The sequence below is a fragment of the Massilia sp. R2A-15 genome (assembly GCF_030704305.1).
Classification (GTDB): domain Bacteria; phylum Pseudomonadota; class Gammaproteobacteria; order Burkholderiales; family Burkholderiaceae_D; genus JAFCUW01.
Genome location: NZ_CP131935.1, coordinates 1,979,987 through 1,999,847, shown reverse-complemented (window position 1 = coordinate 1,999,847; position 19,861 = coordinate 1,979,987). Strand labels below are relative to the sequence as shown.

The 19,861-nt window shown below is 64.2% G+C and carries 20 protein-coding genes; 14 read left to right on the top strand and 6 right to left on the bottom strand.

The window, feature by feature from the left end:
• Nucleotides 1-26 precede the first annotated feature (26 nt).
• From Q4S45_RS09205 to Q4S45_RS09185, 5 genes are all read left to right on the top strand, one after another.
• Nucleotides 27-971, top strand: a complete 945-nt coding sequence (locus tag Q4S45_RS09205) for a branched-chain amino acid ABC transporter permease (RefSeq protein WP_305511169.1) — start codon at nt 27-29, stop codon at nt 969-971.
• Nucleotides 968-2,233: a branched-chain amino acid ABC transporter permease gene (locus Q4S45_RS09200; protein WP_305511167.1), complete on the top strand. Its 1,266-nt coding sequence runs from the start codon at nt 968-970 to the stop codon at nt 2,231-2,233. Before Q4S45_RS09205 ends, Q4S45_RS09200 begins: the two co-directional genes overlap by 4 nt.
• Nucleotides 2,230-2,970, top strand: coding sequence for an ABC transporter ATP-binding protein (locus tag Q4S45_RS09195; RefSeq protein WP_305511165.1), 741 nt, complete (start codon nt 2,230-2,232; stop codon nt 2,968-2,970). Before Q4S45_RS09200 ends, Q4S45_RS09195 begins: the two co-directional genes overlap by 4 nt.
• On the top strand, nt 2,967-3,668 hold the full coding sequence (locus tag Q4S45_RS09190; protein ID WP_305511163.1) for an ABC transporter ATP-binding protein: 702 nt from the start codon (nt 2,967-2,969) through the stop codon (nt 3,666-3,668). The genes Q4S45_RS09195 and Q4S45_RS09190 overlap by 4 nt, the downstream gene beginning before the upstream one ends.
• Before the next feature lie 165 nt (nt 3,669-3,833).
• Nucleotides 3,834-5,921, top strand: coding sequence for a 3-hydroxyacyl-CoA dehydrogenase NAD-binding domain-containing protein (locus Q4S45_RS09185; RefSeq protein WP_305511161.1), 2,088 nt, complete (start codon nt 3,834-3,836; stop codon nt 5,919-5,921).
• A 100-nt stretch (nt 5,922-6,021) separates the two neighbouring features.
• Here the strand turns inward: Q4S45_RS09185 and Q4S45_RS09180 are convergent, their stop codons facing one another.
• The 3 genes from Q4S45_RS09180 to Q4S45_RS09170 form a co-directional block, all read right to left on the bottom strand.
• Nucleotides 6,022-6,366, bottom strand: a complete 345-nt coding sequence (locus Q4S45_RS09180) for a four-helix bundle copper-binding protein (protein WP_305511160.1) — start codon at nt 6,364-6,366, stop codon at nt 6,022-6,024.
• Nucleotides 6,367-6,520: 154 nt separating this feature from the next.
• A complete protein-coding gene (locus Q4S45_RS09175) occupies nt 6,521-8,338 on the bottom strand; it encodes a M2 family metallopeptidase (protein WP_305511158.1) in 1,818 nt (605 codons plus the stop codon).
• 103 nt (nt 8,339-8,441) lie between these two features.
• On the bottom strand, nt 8,442-10,145 hold the full coding sequence (locus Q4S45_RS09170; protein ID WP_305511156.1) for an MFS transporter: 1,704 nt from the start codon (nt 10,143-10,145) through the stop codon (nt 8,442-8,444).
• Between the two features lie 205 nt (nt 10,146-10,350).
• Here Q4S45_RS09170 and Q4S45_RS09165 point away from each other — a divergent pair, with 205 nt between their 5' ends.
• The 4 genes from Q4S45_RS09165 (at nt 10,351) to Q4S45_RS09150 (ending at nt 13,672) form a co-directional block, all read left to right on the top strand.
• A complete protein-coding gene (locus Q4S45_RS09165) occupies nt 10,351-11,529 on the top strand; it encodes an acetyl-CoA C-acyltransferase (protein ID WP_305511155.1) in 1,179 nt (392 codons plus the stop codon).
• 116 nt (nt 11,530-11,645) lie between these two features.
• The gene (locus Q4S45_RS09160; protein WP_305511153.1) at nt 11,646-11,948 is read left to right on the top strand and encodes a Dabb family protein; all 303 of its coding nucleotides are present in this window, start codon (nt 11,646-11,648) and stop codon (nt 11,946-11,948) included.
• Between the two features lies 1 nt (nt 11,949).
• Nucleotides 11,950-12,732 carry an SDR family oxidoreductase gene (locus tag Q4S45_RS09155; protein WP_305511150.1) on the top strand — a complete coding sequence of 261 codons (783 nt, stop codon included), beginning with the start codon at nt 11,950-11,952 and terminating at the stop codon, nt 12,730-12,732.
• Nucleotides 12,733-12,742: 10 nt separating this feature from the next.
• Nucleotides 12,743-13,672 (top strand): SDR family oxidoreductase, encoded by a 930-nt coding sequence (locus Q4S45_RS09150; protein WP_305511148.1) that lies wholly within the window; start codon nt 12,743-12,745, stop codon nt 13,670-13,672.
• A gap of 52 nt (nt 13,673-13,724) precedes the next feature.
• Here the strand turns inward: Q4S45_RS09150 and Q4S45_RS09145 are convergent, their stop codons facing one another.
• Genes Q4S45_RS09145 through Q4S45_RS09135 form a run of 3 tightly spaced genes read right to left on the bottom strand, consistent with a single transcriptional unit; the run spans nt 13,725 to nt 15,784 of the window.
• Nucleotides 13,725-14,459: an NRDE family protein gene (locus Q4S45_RS09145; protein WP_305511146.1), complete on the bottom strand. Its 735-nt coding sequence runs from the start codon at nt 14,457-14,459 to the stop codon at nt 13,725-13,727.
• Nucleotides 14,450-14,725: a DUF4936 family protein gene (locus Q4S45_RS09140; protein ID WP_305511144.1), complete on the bottom strand. Its 276-nt coding sequence runs from the start codon at nt 14,723-14,725 to the stop codon at nt 14,450-14,452. The genes Q4S45_RS09145 and Q4S45_RS09140 overlap by 10 nt, the downstream gene beginning before the upstream one ends.
• A gap of 6 nt (nt 14,726-14,731) precedes the next feature.
• Nucleotides 14,732-15,784 (bottom strand): folate-binding protein YgfZ, encoded by a 1,053-nt coding sequence (locus tag Q4S45_RS09135; RefSeq protein WP_305511143.1) that lies wholly within the window; start codon nt 15,782-15,784, stop codon nt 14,732-14,734.
• Between the two features lie 102 nt (nt 15,785-15,886).
• Here Q4S45_RS09135 and mltG point away from each other — a divergent pair, with 102 nt between their 5' ends.
• The 5 genes from mltG (at nt 15,887) to Q4S45_RS09110 (ending at nt 19,859) form a co-directional block, all read left to right on the top strand.
• Entirely contained in the window at nt 15,887-16,873 is a 987-nt protein-coding gene (gene mltG, locus Q4S45_RS09130) for an endolytic transglycosylase MltG (RefSeq protein ID WP_305511141.1), read from the top strand.
• Between the two features lie 7 nt (nt 16,874-16,880).
• On the top strand, nt 16,881-17,510 hold the full coding sequence (gene tmk / locus Q4S45_RS09125) for a dTMP kinase (RefSeq protein WP_305511139.1): 630 nt from the start codon (nt 16,881-16,883) through the stop codon (nt 17,508-17,510).
• A 98-nt stretch (nt 17,511-17,608) separates the two neighbouring features.
• Nucleotides 17,609-18,649, top strand: coding sequence for a DNA polymerase III subunit delta' (locus Q4S45_RS09120; RefSeq protein WP_305511138.1), 1,041 nt, complete (start codon nt 17,609-17,611; stop codon nt 18,647-18,649).
• A gap of 10 nt (nt 18,650-18,659) precedes the next feature.
• On the top strand, nt 18,660-19,037 hold the full coding sequence (locus Q4S45_RS09115; protein ID WP_305511136.1) for a PilZ domain-containing protein: 378 nt from the start codon (nt 18,660-18,662) through the stop codon (nt 19,035-19,037).
• A gap of 42 nt (nt 19,038-19,079) precedes the next feature.
• Entirely contained in the window at nt 19,080-19,859 is a 780-nt protein-coding gene (locus Q4S45_RS09110) for a TatD family hydrolase (protein WP_305511135.1), read from the top strand.
• Nucleotides 19,860-19,861: the final 2 nt, after the last annotated feature.

The following is a 19,861-nucleotide window of genomic DNA, read 5'->3' as shown; positions in this document are numbered from 1 at the left end:
TGGAACGACGGCAAAATAAGATATTCATGGAATTTACGCTGTTCACCCTGCTGAACGGGGTCAGCTACGGCCTGCTGCTGTTCATGCTGTCCTCCGGCCTGACGCTGATCTTCAGCATGATGGGCGTGCTCAATTTTGCGCACGCGAGCTTTTATATGTTGGGCGCCTACATCGCCTACACCATCAGCCACTGGCTCGGTTTCTGGCCCGCGCTGATTATCGCGCCGCTGGCCGTCGGCCTGGCCGGCGCCGCGGTCGAACGCTACGGTCTGCGCCCGCTGCACAAGTTCGGCCACATCCCCGAGCTGCTGTTCACGTTCGGCCTGTCCTACCTGATGGTCGAACTGGTGCAGCTGGTCTGGGGCCGCGCCGCCGTGCCGTATGCGATCCCCAAAGAACTCGATCGGCCATTGTTCACGCTGTTCGCCACCAGCTTCCCGATGTACCGGGGCTTCATGATGCTGGTCGCGCTGTCGATGCTGGCCGCGATCTGGCTGGTGCTCACGCGCACCCGCGTCGGCCTGGTGATCCAGGCGGCGCTGACGCATCCCGACGCGGTCGAGGCGCTGGGCCACAACGTGCCGCGCGTGTTCATGTGGGTGTTCGGCGGCGGCTGCGCACTGGCCGGCCTGGCAGGCGTCATTGGGGGCAATGCCTTCGTCACCGAACCCGGCATGGCAGCCACGGTCGGCAGCATCATCTTCGTCGTCGTGGTGGTGGGCGGTATGGGATCCCTGGCCGGCGCCTTCGCCGCTTCGCTGCTGATCGGCGTGCTGCAGACCTTCGCGGTGGCGCTCGATTATTCGCTGATGTCCTTGCTGAACTGGGCCGGCGCCAACATCACGGCGGCCACGCCAGGCTACAGCGTGTTGAAGGTGACCATCGCCCAGAGCGCCGCGATCCTGCCGTTCCTGCTGCTGGTGCTGATCCTGATTTTCCGCCCCAAGGGCCTGATGGGAACGCGCGAATGACGTACCGGCCCCTGAATCTCGGGCGCTGGCTGCTGTGGAGCGCCTTTGCGCTGCTTCTGATCGTCGCGCCGCTGATCTTCACCAGGGGCGCCGCGCTGTCGATCCTGTGCCAGATCGGCACCGTGATGATCTTAGGGCTGTCGTACAACATGCTGCTCGGGCAGGGCGGCATGCTGTCGTTTGGCCACGCCGTCTACTCCGGTCTTGGCGCGTTCTGTGCGGTCCACGCGATGAACGCCACCGGAATGCGCGTGCCAACCACCTTGATCCCGCTGGTGGGCGGCGTCGCCGGGATGTTTTTCGGCGTGCTGTTCGGTTACGTCACGACGCGCAAATCCGGCACCACGTTCGCGATGATCACGCTCGGCCTGGTGGAACTGGTGTTCGCCGGCTCGCTGATGTTCCCGGAGTTCTTCGGCGGCGAGGGCGGCGTCACGACCAACCGCACGGCCGGCCAGCCGTTCCTCGGCATCACGTACGGGCCGCAGATCCAGGTGTACTACCTGATCGCGGCCTGGCTGTTCGCCAGCACCGCGGCGATGTTCGCGTTCACCCGCACGCCGCTGGGGCGCATCCTCAACGCGGTGCGCGACAACCCGGAGCGCGCCGGCTTCATCGGCTACGACGCGCAGTGGGTGCGCTACCTGACGCTGATCCTGTCGGCCTTCTTTGCCGGCATTTCAGGAGCGCTGGGCGCGATCAACTTCGAAATCGTCAGCGCGGAAAACGTCAGCGCGATCCGTTCCGGCGCCATCCTGCTGTTCGTCTTCATCGGCGGCATCGGCTTCTTTTTCGGCCCGCTCATCGGCGCGGTGGTCGGCGTCTTCTTTACGGTAATGCTTTCGGAGTTCACCGCCGCCTGGCAGCTGTACCTTGGTCTGTTCTTCATCGCCGTGGTGCGCTTTGCGCCGGGCGGCCTGTCGCACCTGCTGTTGCAGCTGCTGCGCGTGGCGCGCTTCGGCGGGTTCGGCCGAATCGGGCTGCCGCTGGTGGCGGTGTCCTGGGCCACGCTGGTTGGCGTAGCTGGCTTCGTGATCGGCGTGGAGTTGCTGTACCACCTGACGCTGGAGTCGGCCAGCGGCAGCGGCATGATGCTGTTCGGCATCCAGACCGACACGCATTCGGCGGGGCCGTGGGTGATGGCGGCGACACTGCTGCTGGGGTCGTGGCTCGGCTATCGGCGCCACCAGCCAAGATATATGGCCGCGTGGGACGAGGTGCACGCGGAAATCGCCGGCAAACAGAAGCGGGGCGCGGCATGAATGCACTCGAACTGAAGGACGTGCGCAAAAGCTTCGGCAAGTCGGAGATCATCCGCGGCGCAAGCCTGGCTGTCGCGAAGGGCGAACGTTGCGCGATCATCGGGCCGAACGGCGCCGGCAAATCCACGCTGTTCAATCTGGTCTCCGGACGCCACGGAATCAGTAGCGGCGACATCCGCCTGAATGGGCGCAGCGTGGCCGGCCTGCAGCCGCACCAGATCAACCGCCTCGGCCTGGCGCGGAGCTTCCAGATCAGCAATCTGTTCGACAAGCTGACCGTGTACGAGAACCTGCGCTGTGCGGCGCTATGGTCGCTGGGTTACAGGTATTCGTTCTGGCAGCGGCTCGACGGACTGCGCGACGCGCACGAGCGCGCCGAACAGGTGCTCGAGGAGATCGGCCTGCAGCGCCAGCGGCATTTGCCCGCGGCGGTGCTGACCTACGCCGAGCAGCGCGCGCTGGAAATCGGCCTCACCATCGCCGGCGGCGCCGACGTCATCCTGCTCGACGAACCGACCGCGGGAATGAGCCGCGGCGAGTCGGACGCGGCGGTCGAACTGATCCGAAAGGTCACGGCCGGCAAGACGCTGGTCATGGTGGAACACGACATGGGCGTGGTGTTCGGGCTGGCCGACAAGATCGCGGTGCTGGTGTACGGCGAGGTGATCGCCTGCGATACGCCGGCCAACATCCGCGCCAACGCCGCGGTGCAAGCCGCTTACCTGGGCGAGCCATGAGCGACATCCTCGACATACGTGGCTTGCAGGCGTTCTACGGCAAGAGCCACATCCTGCATGGCGTCGATCTGCGTGTGGGCGAAGGCGAGATCGTCAGCCTGCTGGGGCGCAACGGCGTCGGGCGCTCGACGCTGGTGAAGGCGGTGATGGGGCAGGTGGCCGCGAGCGGCTCGGTGCGATTCAGGGGGAGCGAGCTGCTGGGATTGAAGGCCTTCCAGATTGCGCACAAGGGCGTTGGCTACGTGCCGGAGAACCGCGACATCTTCCCGACGCTGACGGTGGAGCAGAACCTGGTGCTGGGCCAGAAGCGCTCCACGCCGGGACGTTGGACTTTGGCGGACATGTACCGGATGTTCCCGCGGCTCGAGGAACGGCGCCTTGTCGCGGCCGGCGTGCTGTCGGGCGGCGAACAACAGATGCTGACCCTGTGCCGCACCTTGATGGGCGATCCGGACCTGATCATGATCGACGAGCCGACCGAGGGGCTGGCGCCGAAGATCGTCGCGCTGGTGGCCGAGTACCTGCTGGCGCTGAAGGAAAAGGGCGTCGCGGTGCTGCTGGTTGAGCAGAAGCTGGCGATAGCCCTCGATATTTCGCAGCGGGTTTACGTGATGGGGCATGGCGCCATCGTGTTCGAGGGGACGCCGGCCGAACTGCGTGCCAATGCCGCCGTCCGCAAGGAATGGCTAGAGGTCTGACACGCTCAGCATGGGTTCCTGCCTGCGCAGGAACGACGGTTCCAAGTATCGTTGGCCAAAAGACTGTCGGCTGAGCTCGAAAATTTGGGAGCTTAAAAATAATACGACCGTACTTTTATCGGTTATAGTAAAGAATTGCTGGTTCAACTGACAAAAGGGATAAACATGAGCGCCGATTACGTGGTCAATGGCAGTGTCGCCGTCATCACATTGAACAATCCGCCGGTCAACGGGCTGGGGCTCGCCACCCGCACCGCGGCCGTCGAAGGGCTGCGCAAGGCGCAAGCCGACGACGCGGTCAAGGCGATCGTGATCACCGGCGCCGGCAAGGCCTTCTCGGGCGGCGCCGACATCAAGGAATTCAATTCGCCGAAGGCCCTGACCGAACCGACGCTGCACTCCCTGATTCGCGTGGTCGAAAATTCGGAGAAGCCGACCGTCGCCGCGATCCACACGATCTGCATGGGCGGCGGCTTGGAGCTGGCCCTCGGCTGCAACTACCGCGTGGCGATGCCAGGGGCGCAGATCGCGCTGCCGGAAGTCAAACTGGGTTTGCTGCCAGGCGCCGGCGGTACCCAGCGCCTGCCGCGCGTGGTCGGCCTGGAGAAGGCGGTCAACATGATCGTCTCCGGCACCTTCATCCCTTCCGAAAAGCTGGCCGACACCGCGCTGTTCGACGAGGTGTTCGCCAAGGACGCCAACCTGCTCGAATCGGCCATTGCGTTCGCCAACAAGGTCGCCGACGTGCGTCCGCTGCCGAAGGTGCGCGACCGCAAGGTGGACTATCCGAACCACGAAGCCTTCCTGCAGTTCACACGCAACACGGTCAAGGCCATGTCCGGACCGTTCCCGGCGCCGATCGAATGCGTGGAGACGGTTGCCGCTTCGGTCACCCATAAGTTCGAGGACGGCCTGAAGTTCGAGCGCGAGCGCTTCCTGCACCTGGCGCAGACACCAGAGTCGAAGGCGCTGCGCCATGCCTTCTTCGCCGAGCGTAACGCCAGCAAGGTGCCGGATGTGCCGGCCGATACGCCGGTGCGCGAGATCCGCCAGGCTGCCATCGTCGGCGCCGGCACGATGGGCGGCGGCATCGCGATGAACTTCGCGAACGCCGGCATCCCGGTGATCCTGCTCGAGACCAAGCAGGAAGCGCTGGACAAGGGCCTCGCGACGATCCGCAAGAACTACGAGAACACCATGAAGAAGGGCAAGCTGACGCAGGAGAAGTTCGACCAGCGCGTGGGCCTGATCACAGGCACCTTGTCGTACGCCGACATCGCCCAGGCCGATATCGTGGTCGAAGCTGTGTTCGAGGACATGGGCGTGAAAGAGTCGGTGTTCCGGCAGCTCGATGCGGTGATGAAGCCGGGCGCGATCCTGGCATCGAACACGTCGACGCTGGATGTCGACAAGATCGCCGCGTTCACCAGCCGTCCGCAGGATGTCGTGGGCACCCACTTTTTCAGCCCGGCCAATGTGATGAAGCTGCTGGAAATCGTGCGCGGGAAAGAGACCGGCAAGGACGTGCTGGCCACCACGCTGGCGCTGTCGAAGAAGCTGAAGAAGACCGGCGTGGTGTCGGGCGTGTGCGACGGCTTCATCGGCAACCGCATGGTGGAGCAGTACGTTCGCCAGGCCGGCTTCCTGCTGGAAGAAGGCTGCCTGCCGGAGCAGGTGGACAAGGCGGCCGAGAAATTCGGGTTTGCGATGGGACCGTTCCGCATGGGCGACCTGGCCGGCAACGACATCGGCTGGTATATCCGCAAGCGCCGCTACGTCGAGCAGCCGGACATCGTGTATTCGAAGACGGCCGACCTGCTGTGCGAAATGGGCCGGTTCGGCCAGAAGACCGGCGCCGGCTGGTACGACTACAAGGCGGGCGACCGCAAGGCCTACCCGAGCCAGGAGGTCAACGACATGATCCTCAAGAACTCGGCGGACATCGGCGTTGAACGGCGCAAGATTTCGGACCAGGAGATTGTCGAACGGCTGGTGTATGCGCTGGTGAACGAGGGCGCGCGCATCCTGGAGGAGGGGATTGCGATGCGGGCGTCGGACATCGACATGGTGTACCTGACTGGCTATGGCTTCCCGTTGTTCCGCGGCGGGCCGATGTTCTATGCCGACACGGTGGGGCTGTACAACGTGCTGATGGCGATCGAGAAGTTTGCCAAGGGCCGGCACGGCGAGGCGTGGAAGCCGGCGCCGCTGCTGGTTAAACTGGCGGCCGAGGGCAAGCGCTTCAACGACTAGGCACAGATGGGGTCAGGTCCGCGGGACCAGACCCCGATGCTGCCGGCGCCGCGTCACGACGGCGGGGTCTGGTCCTGCGGACTTGACCCCATTGTTACTTCTAAAGATGCCGCTCTTTTGCGTGCTTCATGCACTCGCTGGCGCAGTGCTCGCACGCGCGCATGCACACCGCGCAGTGCTCGTGCACCTGCGCATGCGCCGCGCAGGCCGTCGCGCACGCGCGGCAGATGTGCGCACACACAGTGCAGAAATCGCCATGATGCTCCGAGCCGCGCGCCATCGCATTCATCGTCGCAGTGCAGATGTCGATGCAATCGAGATTGATCAGCGCGCACAACGACGTGCCGGCCCGGATATCTCCCGCGGCGCAGGCCTGGCACGCGGCAATCGCCGCCGCGCACGCCGCGATGCAGTTCTCCCGGTTTTGCTTTTCCCTGTCAAGCATGATGAGCTCCTTGTTCGTGGACTTTACTCACCGCTCAATCATATGCCTCGAAGCCGAGGCTGCTTCGTTCGATACCGCTCGTCAATTGCCCGACCCAGGCATAAAAAAATGCCGCTATCCCTAGCGGCATTCCGTTTGCATCGGTAACTGGTTTTCAGGGCTTGACGTTCTTGTCCGCCAGCGCCAGCTGCTTGTTCTGTTCATCGAGCCAGGTCTTGAGCGGCGCGAAGTATTCGATCAGGGCGTTGCCGTCGATCTTGTCTTCGCCCGTGATGGCCTTCAGCGCTTCCGGCCATGGCTTGCTCGCGCCCATTGCCAGCATCGCCTGGAACTTGGCGCCGGCCTTCTTGTTGCCGTATATCGAGCAACGGTTCAGCGGCCCGGTGTTGCCGGCCTCGCGGCACAGCGCGCGGTGGAACTGGAACTGCAGCAGCGTGGCCAGGAAGTAGCGCGAGTACGAGGTGTCGCTGGCGACGTGGTACTTGGCGCCGGCATCGAAGCCGCCGTCCACCATCGGCGCCGGGCGCGACACGCCCTGGTACTTCTCGCGCAGGTCCCACCACGACTTGTCGTAGTCGGCCGGCTTGGTCGCGCCGGCATAGACCTTCCAGCGCCACTGGTCGACCAGGAAGGCGAACGGCAGGAACGACACCTTCTCCAGCGCGCGGTGCATCATCGGGCCGAGGTCCTGCGCCGGATCGGGCGCCTGGGTCATCAGCGATACCTTCATCAGGTAGTCCGGCGTGATCGACAGCGCCACCGTGTCGCCGATCGCTTCATGGAAGCCTTCGTTGGCGCCATTCTTGAACAGGTAGGGCTGCTTGCGGTAGGCCAGGTCGTAGTAGATGTGGCCCAGCTCGTGGTGGATGGTGGCGAAATCCTCGGACGTCGGCGTGATGCACATCTTGATGCGCACGTCGAGCTGGGTGTCGATGTCCCACGCGGAGGCGTGGCAGACCACGTCGCGGTCCCGGGGCTTGGTCAGCAGCGAGCGCTCCCAGAACGTGGCGGGCAGGGTCTCCATGCCGAGCGAGGTGTAGAAGCGTTCGGCGTAGCGCGTCATGTCCTGCGCGCTGGTCTTGCGTTCGGCCAGCACCTTGCCCGTGTCGTACGTGCTGGTGGCGACCGGCGGCTTGAGGATCGGGTACAGGTTGTCCCAGGACTGGCTCCACATATTGCCGAACAGGTGGGCCGGAATCGGGCCGGTTGCCGGCACCAGGGTCGAGCCGTAGGTCTGGCGCAGCTTGTAGCGCGTGTAGGTGTGCAGCGAATCGTACAGCGGCTTGACCTGCTGCCACAGGCGCTCCATCTCGGCGGCGAACGCCTCGGGCGGCATGTCGTACTGCGAACGCCACATCGCGCCGGTGTCGGCAAAGCCCATCTCTCGCGCACCCTTGTTGGACACGGCGACGTACTCGGCGTAGCTCTGCTTGTAGGCCGGCGACTGGGCGTGCCAGCCGAGCCACATCTCTTTCAAGCGGGCCGGATCGCGGCTTTCGGCGAGCACCTTTTCCATCTCTCCCAGCGGCATGCACGGCCCGCTCGTGCCGTCGGCCAGTTTCGGGCAGTACTTGGCCTTGCCGTAGGATCCGGTCATGCTGGCGGCAAGGCGCGCGTAGGTCTCGCGGTCGCCGGCGTCGGACAGGGACAGCGACAATTGCAGCAGCTTGAGCTTGCGCGCGGTCGCTTCCGGCAGCTTCAGGCCGTTGTAGCGGCGGGCCTTGCGGGCGATCTCGCCGTTCACGGTCAGGAACTGCTCGTTGGCCTGCGCAGTGATGGTTTCCGTGTCGTTGGTGATGAAGTTTTCAGCGACCCATTCGGCGCGCTGGGCGTTGATGCCCATCTTTTCGAGCTTTGCCTCGGCGTCTGCGACGAAACGCTCGGCTTCGGCGACGGTCGGCTTGCTGGCCGCCATGGCGACTGGCGCGGCGAGGAAGGCTCCCGCCACCAGCAGTGAAGGAATCTTGTGCAAGGTGATCTCCGTGTGATTTTAATGATGGCGGCAATGATATACGAAGCGCAAAGAAAAATGCCGCTATCGCTAGCGGCATTTTTGAGTGAAGCGGCTACCTGTTTCAGTCGGCCGCGTAGATGTCGTTGTCCTTGGTCTCCTTGACGAACAGCGTGCCGATGACGACGGTGATCAGCGCGATGACGATCGGGTACCACAGGCCGTAGTAGATGTCGCCTTTCAACGCCACCAGCGCGAACGCGGTGGTCGGCAGGAAACCGCCGAACCAGCCGTTACCGATGTGGTAGGGCAGGGACATCGAGGTGTAGCGGATACGGGTCGGGAACATCTCGACCAGCATCGCGGCGATCGGGCCGTAGACCATCGTCACATACAGCACCAGGACAAACAGCAAGGCGACAACCATCGGCTTGTTGATTTGCGCAGAATCGGCGGCGGCCGGGTAGCCGGCGGCCTTGATCGCGCCGCCCAGGTCGGTCTTCAACGTCGCTACCTTCTTCTTGCTGCCGGCGTCGAAGTCGAGACCCGCGGCATCCATATTGGCGTCGAAGGAGTTGAACACCTTGTCGCCGACCTTGACGCTGGCAACGGTGCCCGCAGGCGCGTCGATCTTGGTGTAGCTGACCGAAGCTGCCGTCAGCATGCCGGTGGCGATGTCACAGGACGACGGGAATTTCGAGGTGCCGGTCGGGTTGAACTGGAAGTGGCAGGTGGCTGGATCGGCCGTGACTGTCACTGGCGAGTTTTTCAACGCGGTTTCCAGTGCAGGATTAGCGTAGTGGGTGATCGCGCCGAAAATCGGGAAGTAGGTCAGCGCGGCGATCAGGCAGCCGCCCAGGATGATGTACTTGCGGCCGATCTTGTCCGACAGGCTGCCGAAGAAGATGAAGAACGGAGTTCCCAGCGCCAGCGAGATGGCGATCAGGATGTTCGCAAGGGCGCCGTCGACCTTCAGGGTCTGGGTCAGGAAGAACAGCGCGTAGAATTGGCCCGTGTACCAGACAACTGCCTGGCCCATCGTCAGGCCAACCAGCGCCAGGAAGACGATCTTGGCGTTGCGGCCCTTCAGGAACGACTCGGTCAGCGGCGCCTTCGAGGTCTTGCCTTCGGCCTTCATCTTGGCGAATGCGGGCGACTCGTTCATCGACAGGCGAATCCACACCGAGACGGCCAGCAGCAGGACGGAGACCAGGAAAGGAACGCGCCAGCCCCATTCCAGGAACGCTGGCTCGCCAATCGCCGTGCGGGTGCCGAGAATGACCATGAGCGAGAGGAACAGGCCCATCGTCGCGGTGGTCTGGATCCATGAGGTGAACAGGCCGCGCTTGCCTTCCGGCGCGTGTTCCGCGACGTAGGTTGCAGCGCCGCCGTACTCGCCGCCCAGCGCCAGGCCTTGCAGCACGCGCAGGGTCACCAGGATGATCGGCGCGGCGATGCCAATGCTGGCATAGCCGGGCAACAGGCCGACGACGAAGGTCGACGAACCCATGATCAGGATCGTGATCAGGAAGGTGTACTTCCGGCCGATCATGTCGCCGAGGCGGCCGAACACCAGCGCGCCGAACGGGCGAACCAGGAATCCGGCCGCGAAGGTCATGAGGGCGAAGATGAAGGAGGTGGTCTGGTCGCCGAGGAAGAACTGCTTGCCGATGATCGCGGCAAGCGAGCCGTATAGGTAGAAGTCATACCATTCGAAAACGGTGCCGAGGGAAGACGCGAAAATGACCTTGCGCTCTTCCTTGGTGATGCCTGTCGATGGCGGGGCTGCGGTGTGCCCGCCAGCGGCCAAGCCGGGTGTGATTGCCATGTTTGTCTCCGTGTGTAGTTTTAGATCTGTCATCGGATTGGCCGATACTTCGTCAGCCAAGGCGGAGTGTGAACCGTTAAACTTACGACAGGCTTGCTCCAAACTTACGCGAAACTGACGAGCACCGGCGGTCATATTTTTTGCGAACGACCGTTCTATATTGTGCTATTCTCGTATCGAACACACCCCAACTCAGGAGACCTGTATGTCAGACGCCGTCATCGTATCGACCGCCCGCACCGCCTTGGCCAAATCGTGGAAGGGCGCGTTCAACATGACGCATGGCGCCACGCTGGGCGGACACGTGCTGCAGGCGGCGATCGGCCGCGCCGGGATCGCGCCGGGAGAAGTGGAGGACGTGTTGATCGGCTGCGCCAATCCCGAAGGCGCGACCGGCGCCAACATTGCGCGCCAGATCGCGCTGCGCGGCGGCTGCCCCGTGACCACGGCCGGCATGACGGTCAACCGTTTCTGCTCCTCCGGCCTGCAGACCATCGCGCTGGCCGCCCAGCGCATCATCGCCGGCGAAGGCGAGATCTATGCCGCAGGCGGCGTCGAGTCGATCTCCTGCGTGCAGCAGGAAATGAACCGTCACATGCTGGCCGAGCCGTGGCTCAAGGAGCACAAGCCGGAAATCTACTGGCCGATGCTGCAGACCGCCGAGACGGTTGCCAAGCGCTACAACATCAGCCGCGAGCGCCAGGACGAGTACGGCGTGCGCAGCCAGCAGCGCGCCGCGGCGGCGCAGGCGGCCGGGCTGTTCGACGCCGAGATCGTGCCGATGACGACCACCATGGGCGTAGCCGACAAGGCCAGCGGCATGCTGCTCACGCGCGAAGTGACGATTTCGGCCGACGAAGGGATCCGCGCCGACACCACGCTCGAAGCCGTGTCGAAGATCCGCAGCGCGGTGCCCGGCGGCGTGATCAGCGCCGGCAACGCCAGTCAGTTTTCCGATGGCGCCTCGGTCGCGATCGTCATGAGCTCGGACGTGGCGCAGGCCAAAGGCTTGCAGCCGCTGGGGATCTTCCGCGGGTTCGCGGTCGCCGGCTGCGAGCCGGACGAGATGGGCATCGGGCCCGTGTTCGCGGTGCCGAAGCTGCTGAAGAAGGCGGGACTGTCGGTGGCCGACATCGGGCTGTGGGAACTGAACGAGGCGTTCGCCGTGCAGGTGCTGTATTGCGCCGACACACTGGGCATTCCGATGGACCGGCTGAACGTCAACGGCGGCGCGATCGCGGTCGGCCATCCGTACGGCGTTTCGGGCGCGCGGCTGGTTGGGCATGCGCTCATCGAAGGCAAGCGGCGCGGCGTCAAGTATGTCGTCGTTACGATGTGCATTGGCGGCGGGCAGGGCGCCGCGGGCCTGTTCGAAGTCGTCTGACGTAATGACCGGCGTTCCAGCGAATGCTGGAACCTATACTGATCGTGAGTCGCCCGCTCAGCATGGGTTCCTGCCTCCGCAGGAACGACAACCAGAACCATAACAACGGAGCAGCAATGATCAAACACATCGTGATGTGGAAGCTGAAGGATTTCGCCGAAGGCGCCGACCGCGCCGCCAATGCGGCAAAGATGAAGGAGAAGCTGGAAGCCTGCGCGAACATCGTGCCGGGCATCCTGAAATTTGAGGTGGCGCTGGCCCAGCCAGGCCTGGAAGCGACCTACGACGTGGTGCTGTATTCGGAATTCGACAGCAAGGCGACGCTCGACGCCTATGCCGCGCACCCGACCCACGAGGCGGTCAAGCCCTTCATCGGCGCGGTGCGCTCCGAGCGCCAGTGCATGGACTTCGAGGCCTGATATGCGAACCTCTCAAGAACTGTTTTCGCTCGCCGGCAAGACGGCGCTCGTCACCGGCGGCTCGCGCGGCCTCGGCCTGCAGATGGCCGAAGCGCTCGGCGAACAAGGCGCGCGCGTGGTGCTGTCGGCCCGCAAGCAGGAAGAACTCGACGAAGCAGTCGCGCATCTGAAAGCCCGCGGCATCGACGCTTCCGCCATCGCCGCCGACCTGTCCGACGACGCGCAGGTGCAGCCCTTCGTGGACGAAGCCATCAAGCGGCTCGGCCACATCGACATCCTGGTCAACAACGCCGGCGCCAGCTGGGGCGCGCCCGCCGAGGACTATCCGGTCGAAGCGTGGGACAAGGTGATGAACCTGAACATCCGCAGCATCTTCCTGGTTACGCAGGCGGTCGGCAAGGCGTCGATGATCCCGCGCCAGTACGGCCGCATCATCAACATTTCCTCGATCGCCGGCCTCGCTGGCAATCCGCCGAACACGATGAAGACGATCGCCTACAACACGTCGAAGGGCGCGGTGGTCAACTTCACCCGCACGCTGGCGGGCGAGTGGGGCCGCTACGGCATCACCGTGAACTCGATCGCGCCGGGCTTCTTCCCGTCGAAGATGACCAAGGGCGTGCTGGCGACGTTCGGCGAGGAAGTGCTGGCCAAGGATGCGCCGCTGGGCCGCATCGGCGACGACGAGGACCTGAAGGGCGCGACCATCCTGTTTGCGTCCGACGCGGGCAAGCACATTACCGGGCAGACGCTTGCCGTTGACGGCGGCGTGTCGGCCGTCTGAGGAGACGCGCATGAAAGACTTCAAAGGCAAGGTGGCGGTCATCACCGGCGCCGCCAGCGGCCTTGGCCGCGAATTCGCCAACCGCGCAGCGGCATTGGGGATGAAGCTGGTGCTGGCCGATGTCCAGCAGGATGCGCTGGAGCAGGCGGGGTTCGAGCTTGAGAAAACTGGCGCCGAGGTGTGCACGCTGGTGTGCGACGTGCGCAATGAAGATGAAGTGCGCGCGCTGGCCGCCGCCGCGGTCACGCGCTTCCACGCAGTGCACCTGCTGTTCAACAATGCCGGCGTAGGCTCCGGTGGCCTGATCTGGGAAAATTCGAGAGCCGACTGGGAGTGGGTGCTCGGCGTGAACCTTTGGGGCGTGATTCATGGCATACGGATGTTCACGCCGCTGATGCTCAAGCAGGCGCAGCTCGACCCAGCGTACGAAGGGCATATTGTGAACACGTCGTCGATGGCCGGGCTGCTGAATGCGCCGGCGATGGGCGTCTACAACGTATCCAAGCATGCGGTGGTGTCCCTGACGGAGACGCTGTATCACGACCTGCAGCTGGTGGATGCGCCGATCGGCGTGTCGGTGCTGTGCCCATATTTTGTGCCGACCGGGATCAGCCAGTCGCACCGCAACCGGCCCGACGACGTCAGGATGGAGGCCGCGCCGACGGCCAGCCAGAAGGCGGCGCAGGCGATGACGCAAAAAGCGGTAGAGTCGGGGAAGGTGTCCGCAGCCGACGTGGCGAAGATGACGTTCGACGCGATCGCGGCGGGGCAGTTCTACATTTTCTCGCATCCGGGTGCGCTGGGAGGCGTGGCGACGCGGATGGAGGACATCGTCAACATCCGCAATCCCAGCGATCCGTATGCGGCGACGCCGCACGTGCGCGATGCGCTAAAAGCGAAAATGGGGTCAGGTCCGCAGGACCAGACCCCGGCTGCGTGACGCGGCGCCGACAGTATCGGGGTCTGGTCCCGCGGACCTGACCCCATCTTGATTACTGCAGCAAGCGCTCGTGCAGCTCCGCCGGCGCGTCCGCGTACACCTTCACGACGGTCGACGTCCGGGTCCCGTACCCAGGCGTCTCGATGCACACCGCCGACAGCACGCGCTCCAGCCCGATCTCGATGCCGGTATCGGGCAGCCGCATGTCCGGCGCCCGGGTGGTATCGGCCAGCATCTCGAAATACGCATCCTCCGGCGCGCCCTGGCACAACAGGCTGGCGAACTGCGCCTTGGTGCGCACTACCTTCGGCCACGGCGAATCCAACAAGCCGTTGGAGATGCCGTAGATGCCCGGCGCCAGCGCCTTGCCGTTGCGTTCATCGCCGTCGGCCCGGTTGGAAAACCAGTACAGCGATTCGCGGTCGCCCAGCACCAGGTTGAAGCCGTTGTAGTCGCCAGCCGTGGGCGCAATGCTGGCGATGTACTCCGGCGCGGACATCGTCCCGAGCAGATAATCGGCCACCAGCGCGCCGCGTGTGGGCGCATCGGTGCGTCGATCCAGCGGACTGCGGATGTTCGTCAGCGCGGCGAACTTGCCGCCGGCCGATTCGTCCGTGATGCCCATCCAGCTGCCGCCGCCCCGCAAGTCGCGCCCGGCGTACACATGCGGATGCTCGGGCCACCGGCCGGCCGGAACTGCTGGCCGGTCATAGAATTCGTCGCGGTTGGCAGCGGCGACCAGCGGTGCGCCCGGAACAACCTGCCATGCAAAAACGATCAGGCACATTTTTCTAAATCCGTGAAAATTTCGGTATGGCGCGGGCCGGCGATCAGCTCGGCCAGCCTGGCATCGCGCACCGCGTCGGCCAGCGCCTGCTCGAAGCCGGCGCCGGTGGCGCAGTAGATTTCCATCCAGGTCTGCAAGCCGTCCTTCGCCTGCGGCCGGCGCTTGACCTGGCCGGCGCCCAGGCGCTGCTGCATCGCGCGCACGCGCGGCGCCAGGGCGGCGGCGTCGCTGTCGCGCACCTGGTAATAGATATACAGGTCATTCATGCCGGATCAGACCTCAAGCGCGTCGAGCAGGTAGGGCATGGACTTCAGGATCAGCGGCTCGCCATCGGCCGAACCGAGACGGATGTCGCCTTCGCCAAGCGCCGCGAGCTTCATCTCGACCAGCACGTCGACTCCGCCGGCGCCGTTTGGCGCGGCATTGACCAGCATGCCGCAAGGCTGGCCGGGGTCGGCCGCGGCGAACACCTCGTCGCCGGCTTGCGCGCCGGTGCTGTCGATGGTCGCCAGCACGGTCCGGCGCTTGAGCTTGCCAAGATACTGGCTGCGCGCGACAATTTCCTGTCCCGGGTAGCAGCCCTTCTTGAAGTTGACGCCGCCCAGCAGCTCGAAATTGACCATTTGCGGGACGAACTGCTCCTGCGTCCTGGCCGTGATCTGCGGTATGCCGGCGTGAATCGCCGACAGTTGCCAGGCCTGGTTGCCGCCCAGCGCGAGCGTGGCGCGCAGCGCCGGCATCACGGTGCTGGCGGTCTCGGGCGTCATGAGCCATTCGTAGCGCGGCGCCTCGAACGCGTCGGCGACGCGGATCACGGTGCCGATGGCATGGTCCACCTTGCCGTACGGCGCGGCAGGCAGCTCGCCGATGTGCTGGCGCAATGCCGCTTCGGCCGCGGCGCCGCCCAGGCCGAGCGTCACCAGGCCGGCGCCGGCGTCGGCCAGTTTGGCCTTGGCGCGCAGCACGAACATCGACAGGCGCTTTTGCAGCGGCGCCTGGAGTTCGCGCGGCAACTGCAGGAACACCGATTCGGCGTTGCGCCACATGAGGAAGGTCGCTTGCAGGCGGCCCTTGGGCGAGCAGTAGCCGGCCAGCCGCGCTTCGCTCGAACCCAGGTGCTCGACATCGTTGGTGAGCTGGTTATGCAGGAAACTTGCCGCATCGTCACCGGAGACCGAGATCAGGCCGAGGTCGCTGATGACGGCGACAAATCCGCCCGCCAGGTCCGCTGCGCTTAACGCGCGGCCAAAATCGGCCGCTTGCAGGGTATCATCCGGGCTGTGACGCGCGCCTTGGGACGCGAGATAGGCATTCCAGTTATCCATAAATTCCCAAATACTTTCTGTTTAAAGCATTATCATTACGGGTTCATTATAAAGATGTCGAGAAATTCCCGCCGGACTCCCCGCAAAACCAAAAAAACAAGCATGGGCTTCATAAAGAAAACTTTCATCACCGGCATCATTGTTGCAGTCGCGGCTGTCGGCGCTTTCACCTGGTGGTCGAAGCAGCCGATCACCACCGGAGAAGCGGTCATCCCGTTCACGGTCCTGCCAGGCAGCGGCGTGGGCGTGGCGTCGCAGCAGATCGCCGCGGCCGGCGTGCCCGTCAATCCTTTCCTGTTTTCGATGCTGGCGCGGGTGACGCAGAAGGCCTCGCGCATCAAGGCCGGTTCCTACGAGCTGAAACCGAACACGACGCCGCGGCGCCTGGTCGACCAGCTGGTGCGCGGCGAGTTCGCGCAGGAATCGCTGACCATCATCGAAGGCTGGACCTTCAGGCAGATGCGCGCGGCGATCGCCGCCAACAAGGGCCTCAAGCACGAGACCGCCGACCTGTCCGACCAGGAACTGATGGCGAAGATCGACGCCGACTTCAAGGCGCCGGAAGGCCTGTTCTTCCCGGACACCTACCTGTTCGCCAAGGGTTCGCCCGACATGCACATCTACAAGCAGGCGCATGCGGCGATGCTGGCCAAGCTGAACTCGGCCTGGGAAAAACGCGACCCGAGCCTGCCGTACGCCTCGCCGTACCAGGCGCTGGTGATGGCGTCGATCGTGGAAAAGGAAACCGGCCAGAAGTCTGAGCGCACGATGATCGCCGGCGTGTTCGTCAACCGGCTGAAGATGGGCATGCTGCTGCAGACCGATCCGACCGTCATCTACGGCATGGGCGAGAAGTACGACGGCAAGATCCGCAAGAAGGACCTGGAAACCGACACGCCGTACAATACCTACACGCGCGCAGGATTGCCGCCGACGCCGATCGCCTTGCCGGGCGTGCAGTCGCTCGATGCAGCGCTGGGGCCGGCCAAGACCGATGCGCTGTATTTCGTCTCGCGCGGCGACGGCACCAGCAAGTTCTCGGGCAACCTGACCGACCATAACAAAGCAGTCAATCAATTTCAACGATAAGCGTTTCATGACCCAAGACAGCAGCGCAGCACCAGGCAAGTTCATCAGCTTTGAAGGCATCGACGGCGCCGGCAAATCGACCCACATCGCCTTCGTGGCCGACTTCCTGAAGGCGCACGGCAAGTCCGTGGTGTCCTCGCGCGAACCGGGCGGCACCTCCGTCGGCGAAAAACTGCGCGATATGCTGCTGCACGAGAAGATGCACCTGGAAACCGAAGCCTTGCTGATGTTCGCCAGCCGCCGCGAGCACATGGCGCAGGTGATCGAGCCGGCGCTGGCGCGGGGCGAATGGGTGATCTCCGACCGTTTCACCGACGCCAGCTTCGCCTACCAGGGCGGCGGCCGCGGCCTGGACCGCGCCAAGATGGAGGCGCTGGAGCAGTGGGTGCATCCGCACCTGCAACCGGTGCTGACCTTCCTGTTCGACGTGCCGCTCGACGTGGCGCGCGCGCGCCTGGACGCGACCCGCACGCTGGACAAGTTCGAGCAGGAGCAGGCCGACTTCTTCGCCGCCTGCCGCAACGAATACCTGCGCCGCGCCGCGCAGTTTCCGGAGCGGATCGTGGTGGTCGATTCGACCAAGTCGATCGAGGAAACCCGCGCGACCCTGACCAGCATCCTTGAGAAGTTACTTTAACTTTGCAACGCAGCCTCAAAACCGCCATTCCTGCGAAGGCAGGAATCCATGCTGAGGCAGCACCTCCGCAATCGCTTGCAAGTACCTGATTCCATTACATGAATAACCCGATCTACCCCTGGCAGTCCGAGGCCTGGCAGCAGCTGCAAGTGCTGCGCGAACGCCTGCCGCACGCGATCCTGTTCTACGGTGAGGCCGGCACCGGCAAGGCCGATTTCATCGAAGCCTTTGCCCAGTCGCTGCTGTGCGAAAACGTCCAGGCCGATGGTTTTGCCTGCGGCGCCTGCGCGTCCTGCGGCTGGTTCTCGCAGCACAACCATCCCGATTACCGCCGCGTGCGCCCGGAGGCGCTGGAAGACGAGCCGCCGGCTGAAGGCGAAGAGGGGGCCGACGCCGACAGCGGCAAGAAAGCCAAGTCGGCCAAGGCGCCATCGAAGGAAATCAAGATCGAGCAAATCCGCCAACTGGCTGATTTCATGAACATTTCGACCCACCGCCAGGGCCTGCGTGTGGTGGTGCTGTATCCTGCCGAGGCGCTCAACACGCCGGCCTCGAACGCCTTGCTGAAAACCCTGGAGGAACCGCCGCCTGGCACCGTGTTCCTGCTGTCGTCGAACAGCCTGGACCGCTTGCTGCCGACCATCCTGTCGCGTTGCCGCAAGTTTGCGCTGCCGATGCCCGACCACGCCGCCGCGCTGGGCTGGCTGAAGGAGCAGGGCCTGTCCGACGCCGACAGCTGGCTGCGCGAGCAGGGCGGCGCGCCGCTGGCCGCGCTGGCCCAGTCGGAAGCGGGCAACCGCGAGGAAATGGACATCCTGCTGCAGATGCTGGCGCGGCCGAATGTGGAAAGCGCCCTGCGAACCGCCGAAAAATTGAGCAAGGCCCCGCTCGCCGCGCTGGTTTCTTGGCAGCAAAGGTGGCTGTACGACGTTTTCTCGTACAAACTTTCCGGCAGCATCCGCTATTACCCGCGCTACAAGAAGGAACTTGCAGCTTTGGCCGAGTCCGTGCACACTGCTAAACTGTTGCTGGCAATCAAGAATACGAACGAGCGCCGGGCGACGGCCGACCATCCGCTGTCGCCAAAACTGTTTGTCGAAGCGATGCTGCTTGACTACACTGGATGCTGCGCCCCATGAAAGGACTGGAATGACAGGCAACCCAACCGACCCGAGCGCGCCGAGCATTCCTCGGCCATCGGTGCTGTCGCTTGCCATCAAGGAAAAAGCGGCCTTGTACGCGGCCTACATGCCTTTCCTCAAGAACGGCGGCATGTTCGTGCCCACCGCCAAGCCGTACAAGATCGGCGACGAGATCTACCTGATCCTGGCGCTGATGGACGACCCCAACAAGTATCCGATTGCCGGCAAGGTCGCCTGGATCACGCCGCCCGCCGCCAATAACAACAAGGCGCAGGGCATCGGCGTGCATTTTCCGGACGACGAAACCGGCCAGCGCGCCAAGCTGCGCATCGAGGAAATCCTGGGCGCCGCACTGCGCTCGGCGCGCGCCACCCATACCCTCTGATTCTGGCAAGCGCGCCTGCCGGCATCCGGCTACAATCGCGGGATGTTTATCGATTCCCATTGCCATATCAATTTCCCCGAGCTGGCCGCTCGCATGCCAGAACTGCTCGCCAAGATGGACGAGAACAAGGTTACCCACGCCTTGTGCGTCTCGGTCGACCTGCCGGATTTCCCGCAAGTGCTCGCCCTGGCCGAGCAGTACTACCACATCTACGCCTCGGTCGGCGTACATCCCGATTACGAGGACACGCCGGAACCGACGGTGGATATGCTGGTCAAACTGGCGGATCACCCGAAAATCATCGCGATCGGCGAGACCGGGCTCGACTACTACCGCCTCGAGGGCGACCTCGAGTGGCAGCGCGAGCGCTTTCGCACGCACATCAAGGCGTCGCGGATCACCCGCAAGCCCCTGATTATCCACACGCGGGCGGCGAGCGAAGACACGATTCGCATCATGCAGGAAGAGGGCGCAGGCACCGACAAGGGCGGCGTTGGCGGCGTGATGCATTGCTTCACCGAGTCGCTGGAGGTGGCGCAGGCGGCGCTGGCGATGGGCTTCTACATTTCGTTTTCGGGCATTGTCACCTTCAAGAGCGCAAAAGACCTGCAAGCGGTCGCGCGCGCGGTGCCGCTCGAACGCATGCTGATCGAAACCGATTCGCCCTACCTGGCGCCGGTGCCGTTCCGCGGCCGCATGAACGAGCCGGGGTTCGTGCGCCATGTCGCCGAGTACATCGCCACGCTCAAGGACGTGCCGCTGGAACAGGTGGCCAAACAGACCACGGACAATTTCTTCAACCTTTTCAACGTGGTACGGTGACA

What these genes read in the sequence shown, in the direction of transcription:
- Q4S45_RS09205 (WP_305511169.1), top strand. Translation starts at nt 27, where the DNA reads ATGGAATTTACGCTGTTCACCCTGCTGAACGGGGTCAGCTACGGCCTG.
- Q4S45_RS09200 (WP_305511167.1), top strand. Translation starts at nt 968, where the DNA reads ATGACGTACCGGCCCCTGAATCTCGGGCGCTGGCTGCTGTGGAGCGCC.
- Q4S45_RS09195 (WP_305511165.1), top strand. Translation starts at nt 2,230, where the DNA reads ATGAATGCACTCGAACTGAAGGACGTGCGCAAAAGCTTCGGCAAGTCG.
- Q4S45_RS09190 (WP_305511163.1), top strand. Translation starts at nt 2,967, where the DNA reads ATGAGCGACATCCTCGACATACGTGGCTTGCAGGCGTTCTACGGCAAG.
- Q4S45_RS09185 (WP_305511161.1), top strand. Translation starts at nt 3,834, where the DNA reads ATGAGCGCCGATTACGTGGTCAATGGCAGTGTCGCCGTCATCACATTG.
- Q4S45_RS09180 (WP_305511160.1), bottom strand. Translation starts at nt 6,366, where the DNA reads ATGCTTGACAGGGAAAAGCAAAACCGGGAGAACTGCATCGCGGCGTGC.
- Q4S45_RS09170 (WP_305511156.1), bottom strand. Translation starts at nt 10,145, where the DNA reads ATGGCAATCACACCCGGCTTGGCCGCTGGCGGGCACACCGCAGCCCCG.
- Q4S45_RS09165 (WP_305511155.1), top strand. Translation starts at nt 10,351, where the DNA reads ATGTCAGACGCCGTCATCGTATCGACCGCCCGCACCGCCTTGGCCAAA.
- Q4S45_RS09160 (WP_305511153.1), top strand. Translation starts at nt 11,646, where the DNA reads ATGATCAAACACATCGTGATGTGGAAGCTGAAGGATTTCGCCGAAGGC.
- Q4S45_RS09155 (WP_305511150.1), top strand. Translation starts at nt 11,950, where the DNA reads ATGCGAACCTCTCAAGAACTGTTTTCGCTCGCCGGCAAGACGGCGCTC.
- Q4S45_RS09150 (WP_305511148.1), top strand. Translation starts at nt 12,743, where the DNA reads ATGAAAGACTTCAAAGGCAAGGTGGCGGTCATCACCGGCGCCGCCAGC.
- Q4S45_RS09145 (WP_305511146.1), bottom strand. Translation starts at nt 14,459, where the DNA reads ATGTGCCTGATCGTTTTTGCATGGCAGGTTGTTCCGGGCGCACCGCTG.
- Q4S45_RS09140 (WP_305511144.1), bottom strand. Translation starts at nt 14,725, where the DNA reads ATGAATGACCTGTATATCTATTACCAGGTGCGCGACAGCGACGCCGCC.
- Q4S45_RS09135 (WP_305511143.1), bottom strand. Translation starts at nt 15,784, where the DNA reads ATGGATAACTGGAATGCCTATCTCGCGTCCCAAGGCGCGCGTCACAGC.
- mltG (WP_305511141.1), top strand. Translation starts at nt 15,887, where the DNA reads ATGGGCTTCATAAAGAAAACTTTCATCACCGGCATCATTGTTGCAGTC.
- tmk (WP_305511139.1), top strand. Translation starts at nt 16,881, where the DNA reads ATGACCCAAGACAGCAGCGCAGCACCAGGCAAGTTCATCAGCTTTGAA.
- Q4S45_RS09120 (WP_305511138.1), top strand. Translation starts at nt 17,609, where the DNA reads ATGAATAACCCGATCTACCCCTGGCAGTCCGAGGCCTGGCAGCAGCTG.
- Q4S45_RS09115 (WP_305511136.1), top strand. Translation starts at nt 18,660, where the DNA reads ATGACAGGCAACCCAACCGACCCGAGCGCGCCGAGCATTCCTCGGCCA.
- Q4S45_RS09110 (WP_305511135.1), top strand. Translation starts at nt 19,080, where the DNA reads ATGTTTATCGATTCCCATTGCCATATCAATTTCCCCGAGCTGGCCGCT.